The following is a 5,715-nucleotide window of genomic DNA, read 5'->3' as shown; positions in this document are numbered from 1 at the left end:
GCGCCATTGATGGCCTTCAGCCTCGAGGATTTCGCGCCGGAGCAATGACGCAAGCCACAAGACACCGTGACCGTCAGTAGAGTCCAATGAAAAGCCCAGCGACCGTGTCAGGTCGCTGGGCTTTTTTGTGTTGTCGGAATCCCTGTCCATCGGGGCGTGTCGGCAAGCTGCATGCCCTCTGGACGCTCATGACCGCTCGGTCGGCTCATCCTGCTTCAGCAACCAGTCACGCATGGCGGGGAACAGCTCGACCAGCACGAACAGCGGTCCGATCAGCAGCTGACGCAGATCATCGAGGAAGGCCGGTTTGCGGCCCTCGATACGATGGCCGACGACCTGACCGACCCAGGCGACCACGAAGGCCGCCAGCATCATCGGTGTCACCGGCCAGTTGAGCCCGAGCATCACGAACATCAGCGCCAGGCTTGCCAGGGCCCAGACGGCCATCACGCCAAGTACCCTGAGGGAGAAGCGCGCATAGACGGCCAGGACCGCCAGGGTGACCATGCCACCGGGCAGCATCCACACACCCAGCCCCGGTTCACTCGATAGCCCCTGCCCCCCGAGCAGTCTCCACAGCAGGATCAAGCTGGCAGTGAAGATGACCGGCACGCAGACAAGATGCATGCGGATGTTCTCACGATGCTGATGACTGGCCGCGTAGTGCTCGAGAGCTTCATGCAGGCGCCGGTGAGCGGCTGTCTTGACATGAGGGTGCGATAATATACCCATGAGGCATTCTCCAGACAGACATTGAAAATGCCCGCATGCGCAGGTGCGCAGCGGGATCGATGGCGTGTTATGTCAAGGAGCAATGGCGTGAGCCAGCAGGGTCCGGCAACCCTGCTGGCTCCTGTCAGCGTAGCGTATTGCCGCGCTGCCAGCCTGTGTCAGCACAGGGCTGACTGTCGAACCCGGCGCTTTTCAGGCGTGAATCAAGTGGCCCTGGCCCTTCAGAGGTGAAACTGACCGCAGGCTTCCGGCTGATGCAGGATGGCTTCCAGACGGATGACGTCACTCTGGCCATCTTCCCGGGGCAGCGTGATCTGCTCGCCAACCGCCATTCCCAGCAGCGCGATGCCCAGTGGTGACATGATGCACAGCGCCAGTGAGGTCTCTTGCTCTTCGGGTTGCGGCAGGTGGCTGCGCAGCGACATGCACTCACCATCCTCCGGGGTAGGGTAGTGCAGTGTCAGCTCGCTATCGCCGGAGCGCGACCCCTTGAGGCGCAGGCGGCTGCGCATGCTGACGCGGTCTTCGGGGAAGTCATCGGGGGGCACGATCTCTGCCTGGATCAGGCGGCTTTCGAGGCGAAGGGACAGCTCATCATCGTGTTGCTGAGCGTCGATCAGGCGCTGGAGGCGGTCAGCATCCAGGCGGTTGATGATCAGTCGTTGCCGAGTCATCGTGGGGTTCCTTGTTATCGAGTCACTGCGCGATATCATGCGCAGCAAGACGGCGCCAATCCTGGCTTGGTCAATACGGAGAGACGGACAGGGAATCCATCGGCCGTGATTGTCCATGGATTGTCCGCTAATTAATCCTAGCGGCTTTTGACGGGGTGCGGGAGTCGTCTGATGCCGACAACTTTCATGGCGCTGTCACCCAGGGCTGCCAACCTCACGCGAGACTCATCGATGTCGATTCTCTGGATATATCCGCTGGCGGCGCTCGCCGAGATCGCCGGCTGCTTCAGTTTCTGGGCCTGGTGGAAACTGGAGCGCAGCCCCGGCTGGCTGATTCCCGGCATGCTCAGCCTGGCGCTGTTCGCCTGGCTGCTTTCACTGGTCGACGTCAGTCACGCCGGGCGCGCCTTTGCCGTCTATGGCGGTGTCTATATCGCCGCGTCAGTGGCCTGGCTGTGGCTGGTCGAGCAGCAGTTGCCCAGTCGCTGGGACCTGCTGGGGACACTGGTCTGCCTGGCGGGTAGCGCCATCATCGTGCTGGGCGCCCGTGCGCAATGAGCGCAAATGCCTTGTTTATTAGTATTTCATTAAATATGTCGGGCGTTGAGCATGAGAGCGCTCATTGTTGGGTATACTGCGCGAAGATGAGGCAATGACCCTCGGAATTCGATCTGACGCAATGAGGCACCAGCATGCAGTGGGAATGGTTATGGGGGCTGGGCGGCCTTGGCATCGGCGGTTTCATCGGCTTCTGGCTCGGTCGTTGGCGGCCGCGCAGAGAGGAATGGAATCAGGCCGTGCAACCACTGCTATCGGCATTGGTGGAGGCGGAGTCAGACGTTGCGCGTGGTGAGCGGCTGGCGCTTGATCCCTCGCTGCTCGACGCCTTTCGCCAGGTGGCCTCGCGTCGCGAGTTCTATCGTTTCACCAGTGGAATCGAATACGTGAACCTGCAACTCGCCGCGGCGCATGCCGCGCATCATGACCGTGAAGAGCGCCAGCTGTTGCTGGATCAGGCGCGTGTCAGCCTGGCCAATCTGCAGGACAGCCTAAGACGACGCTGAGGTTCGTCCAGACGCGCGAATGCCGCACCGCAGATCGACCGAGGGTCGCAAAGCAGAGGAACGCAGAGCAGGAGAGCGTAGAGCAGGTTGTTTGCAAAGCAGAGTAACGCAGAGAGCGGAAAGACGCGGATCCAGCAACCGACGGGAAGGCACTGACAATGATGATGGGTGCAGAAGGCATCAGATGACACGACGCATGCACGACAGACAAAAGCGGGAGGACTTGCTGACTGCGCCAGGCAGTTGGGGAGCATCAGCAGAGTATGCTGATGGTGCGGAAGGGGGGACTCGAACCCCCACACCTTGCGGCACCAGAACCTAAATCTGGCGTGTCTACCAATTCCACCACTTCCGCGAGAAGCAGGGCTGCATTTTACCTGTGATGCCTTTCAAGTCAATCGCTTGTGTCGATTATCCCTTGAATTTTCCCGCCTTGCGCTGCGCCTTAAGCGCCTTACTCCTGTACGACATGCACGCTGCGTGATTCCAGCCCGCAGGGCAGTTGCAGATAGCTGGCGGCGCGCTCGGCGGCGTGGCGTGTATTGGAGAGATCTTCATCGCACATCCACGGCACGACGCCCAGGCAGGGGGCTCGCAGCGTGCGTGACAAGGTTGCCATGTTGTCTTCGCTGACCTCGATATCCGCTTCCAGATGGTTGATGACGTAGCCGGCGATCTCCAGCCCATCGCGCTCGATGGCCTCAAGCGTCAGGCGCGCATGATTGATGCAGCCCAGGCGTAGCCCGACGACCAGAATCACCGGCAAGCCCAGCTCGATGGCCAGGTCCGAGAAATCCTCATCGTCATTCAGCGGCACCCGCCAGCCGCCAGCGCCTTCCACCAGCAGCAGGTCGCGCGGTGCGCTTGTCTGCTGGCCCCGCACATGCGCCGCGATTTTCGCCACCTCGAGATTGACCCCCACCTGACGTGCGGCAATGTGCGGCGCGATGGCCGGCGCGAAGCGCCAGGGGTTGATGCTTTCATAATCCGCTTCCGGTTCGCACTGCGCCTGCAATGACAGGGCGTCGGCGTTGACCAGACCATCGTGATTCTCGAAGCAGTCAGAGGCCACGGGCTTGAGGCCCAGCGTGGTCAGGCCGCGCAGGCGAGCACGTGCCAGCAGGGCGCTGGCGATGAAGGTCTTGCCGATTTCGGTATCGGTACCGGTCACGAAGGCGGCGATGCCATGTTCGGCTCGCGCAGGCAAAGCAGTGTCCCGTGACGAGCTGTCCGCGGTTTTCATATCAGTTTTCATTGTATCCGAGCGAGGCAGGTAATTGCCTTCAAGCAAAGTGTCAGTGTTATCCGTACGCAATTCTGAACGGTTTCTCGAGCACAAGTTCAATGACTTGATAGCTTACAGGCAATCCCTTCGCGGTACGCAACGTTTCATGTCGCGCCTTGGCCTGCTGCACCTCGGCGCGTGTCAGGCGCCGGCCAGTGGCGGTCTGTGCCCCGATGCCCTTGATCGAGGCCATGACCGCGGCGACATCGGGATAGTGAAATATCCGCGGGCGTAACTGCCAGTGGCAGCGCAATCCGGCGGCTTCTGCATGGCGTGCAAGATGGGCGGCGCTGGGGAAGTGACGCACGGAATCATCCGCGCGCTGCCAGGCATGGCGTACTTCCTTGAGGGTGCCGGGCCCCAGGGTGTTGATGTGCGCTCGAGCGCCGGGTTTCAAGGTGCGTGACAGTTCCGCGAGCCATAGCCGAGGGCTGTCGCACCATTGCACGGCCAGGCTCGAGAACACCAGGTCCAGACTCGCATCGGCCAGTGGCAGGCGCTCGGCATCGGCGCGTAGCCAGTGCAGGCGTTCAGGGCTGCCACTCGCAAGCTCGCTCGTCTGGCGTGCGGCTTCACGCAGCATCTCAAGCGAAAGATCCAGCCCCATGCAGCAAGCCCCAGAGTAGCGCTGCGCCAGTTCGAGGGTCCAATGTCCGGGCCCACAACCGAGATCGAGCACACGGGCATCGGCCGGCAGCCGCTCAGGGAGCGAGGCGAACAGGGTGGCCGCCATGGCGTGCTGCGCCTGCGCCAGCGTGAGGTAGTCGGCAGCGCCGCGATCAAAGGCGCGGGCAACCTGCTGACGGCTCGTGGCAGGCGTGAGCGGGGGCGTTGCAAGCTCTGCGGGCGGCACGCTGACGGCAATCGACATCTCAGGCATCCTCGCTGATGTGCGTGACGTGGGTGGCGAGGCCCATGCGCGTGAGCAGGGCATCGGCAAGCGCCTCGGTCGCGCTCAATGGCAGGCAGTGGCCGCCCTCGAATTCCGCAACCACCTGGCCCTGCGCGCGCAGCGCCGCACTCAGGCCCGGTGCCAGCAGCGGGTCCTGCTTGCCGAGCCAGAACTCGAGCGGTAACTCTGATTGAGGCGCCAGTGACATCTGGCGGCTGGCCAGTTCCGCCAGTCCTGTCGCCAGCACCGCTTCGCGACTGACGGGGTGACGACCGATCAGTTCGCGCAATTGTCTGAGGCAGTCACGCGCAGAGGCCTCACCACTGGCCTGCCAGCGCAGAAAATGTTGCCAGCTGGCGGCAGGGTTGCGCGCGAAGGCTTTACGGAAGTCCTCCAGCACTTCTGGTGCCAGGGCGGGAATCGTCTGCTCAGCTGCGGCCTGGTCAATGAAGCTTGGCCCCATGGCCAGCGAGACAAGGGCGGCTGGCGCCTGCTTCTTCGCCAGCGCCTCGGCCCGCAGGGCACCCAGCGACCAGCCCAGCCACAGGGTGTCGGCACCGCCCAGTGAGGAGTGCGAGGCAGTCGGTTCTGAGCCTGCCCGTGAATCGGCTTGCGGGCCTTCTTCTGGCCAATCCGGCGCGATGATTTCCAGCGGGCGACTCTTTGCTTCATCATCTGCCTGATCTTCTGTCCTAGTGACGTGAGCGAGGCGTGCATGCAGGCAGGCGATCAAGGGCTGCCAGATGCGCGCATCGATGCCCCAGCCGCTGAACAGCACCAGACGAGTCAATGTCATGGCGTGACTCCTTCTGAGCTGATTGTTGGGGAAGAAGAGTGGGGCTGGGTCTTTTCCGCTGCCAGTACCGCTTCGAGAGCCTCGAGCAGTGCCGCGATATCCTCGGCCGTGTGCTCGGCGGAGAAGGTGAAGCGCAGGCGCGAGCTGCCGGCGGGCACCGTGGGCGGGCGGATGGCCGAGACCAGTACGCCACGCTCGCGCAGTGCCGCGCTCCAGGCCAATGCCCGCGCTTCGCTGCCCAGAATCAGCGGCTGAATCGGGGTCAGCGGGGC

8 protein-coding genes and 1 tRNA gene are annotated in these 5,715 nt (G+C 62.8%); 2 read left to right on the top strand and 7 right to left on the bottom strand.

All coding sequences use genetic code 11. The features are described from left to right. Positions 1-186 precede the first annotated feature (186 nt). Both AC4FAH_RS04525 and AC4FAH_RS04520 read right to left on the bottom strand, forming a co-directional pair. Positions 187-732, bottom strand: a complete 546-nt coding sequence (locus AC4FAH_RS04525) for an Mpo1 family 2-hydroxy fatty acid dioxygenase (RefSeq protein WP_286989074.1) — start codon at positions 730-732, stop codon at positions 187-189. 221 nt (positions 733-953) lie between these two features. Beyond that, a complete protein-coding gene (locus AC4FAH_RS04520; RefSeq protein ID WP_153635215.1) occupies positions 954-1,406 on the bottom strand; it encodes a GreA/GreB family elongation factor in 453 nt (150 codons plus the stop codon). Between the two features lie 171 nt (positions 1,407-1,577). Here AC4FAH_RS04520 and AC4FAH_RS04515 point away from each other — a divergent pair, with 171 nt between their 5' ends. Both AC4FAH_RS04515 and AC4FAH_RS04510 read left to right on the top strand, forming a co-directional pair. Continuing rightward, positions 1,578-1,964, top strand: coding sequence for a YnfA family protein (locus AC4FAH_RS04515; protein ID WP_318527676.1), 387 nt, complete (start codon positions 1,578-1,580; stop codon positions 1,962-1,964). A 134-nt stretch (positions 1,965-2,098) separates the two neighbouring features. Continuing rightward, a complete protein-coding gene (locus AC4FAH_RS04510; RefSeq protein WP_490245701.1) occupies positions 2,099-2,470 on the top strand; it encodes a hypothetical protein in 372 nt (123 codons plus the stop codon). Positions 2,471-2,740: 270 nt separating this feature from the next. Here the strand turns inward: AC4FAH_RS04510 and AC4FAH_RS04505 are convergent. The 5 genes from AC4FAH_RS04505 to AC4FAH_RS04485 form a co-directional block, all read right to left on the bottom strand. Continuing rightward, a tRNA-Leu gene (locus tag AC4FAH_RS04505) sits at positions 2,741-2,825 on the bottom strand. 99 nt (positions 2,826-2,924) lie between these two features. Next, entirely contained in the window at positions 2,925-3,713 is a 789-nt protein-coding gene (gene bioD, locus AC4FAH_RS04500) for a dethiobiotin synthase (protein ID WP_279836437.1), read from the bottom strand. A gap of 58 nt (positions 3,714-3,771) precedes the next feature. After that, positions 3,772-4,626 carry a methyltransferase domain-containing protein gene (locus tag AC4FAH_RS04495; RefSeq protein WP_490245700.1) on the bottom strand — a complete coding sequence of 285 codons (855 nt, stop codon included), beginning with the start codon at positions 4,624-4,626 and terminating at the stop codon, positions 3,772-3,774. Position 4,627: 1 nt separating this feature from the next. Continuing rightward, positions 4,628-5,443 carry an alpha/beta hydrolase family protein gene (locus AC4FAH_RS04490; RefSeq protein WP_490245699.1) on the bottom strand — a complete coding sequence of 272 codons (816 nt, stop codon included), beginning with the start codon at positions 5,441-5,443 and terminating at the stop codon, positions 4,628-4,630. Next, positions 5,440-5,715 (bottom strand): aminotransferase class I/II-fold pyridoxal phosphate-dependent enzyme (locus tag AC4FAH_RS04485; protein WP_490245698.1); only part of this gene is annotated, 276 nt, incomplete at its 5' end. The genes AC4FAH_RS04490 and AC4FAH_RS04485, both read right to left, overlap by 4 nt.

Source organism: Cobetia sp. (genome assembly GCF_983723665.1).
Note: the sequence above shows the minus strand (reverse complement) of the source record. Positions and strands in the feature narration are given on the sequence as shown.

What these genes read in the sequence shown, in the direction of transcription:
- bioD (WP_279836437.1), bottom strand. Translation starts at nt 3,713, where the DNA reads ATGAAAACCGCGGACAGCTCGTCACGGGACACTGCTTTGCCTGCGCGA.
- AC4FAH_RS04520 (WP_153635215.1), bottom strand. Translation starts at nt 1,406, where the DNA reads ATGACTCGGCAACGACTGATCATCAACCGCCTGGATGCTGACCGCCTC.
- AC4FAH_RS04510 (WP_490245701.1), top strand. Translation starts at nt 2,099, where the DNA reads ATGCAGTGGGAATGGTTATGGGGGCTGGGCGGCCTTGGCATCGGCGGT.
- AC4FAH_RS04525 (WP_286989074.1), bottom strand. Translation starts at nt 732, where the DNA reads ATGGGTATATTATCGCACCCTCATGTCAAGACAGCCGCTCACCGGCGC.
- AC4FAH_RS04490 (WP_490245699.1), bottom strand. Translation starts at nt 5,443, where the DNA reads ATGACATTGACTCGTCTGGTGCTGTTCAGCGGCTGGGGCATCGATGCG.
- AC4FAH_RS04515 (WP_318527676.1), top strand. Translation starts at nt 1,578, where the DNA reads ATGCCGACAACTTTCATGGCGCTGTCACCCAGGGCTGCCAACCTCACG.
- AC4FAH_RS04495 (WP_490245700.1), bottom strand. Translation starts at nt 4,626, where the DNA reads ATGTCGATTGCCGTCAGCGTGCCGCCCGCAGAGCTTGCAACGCCCCCG.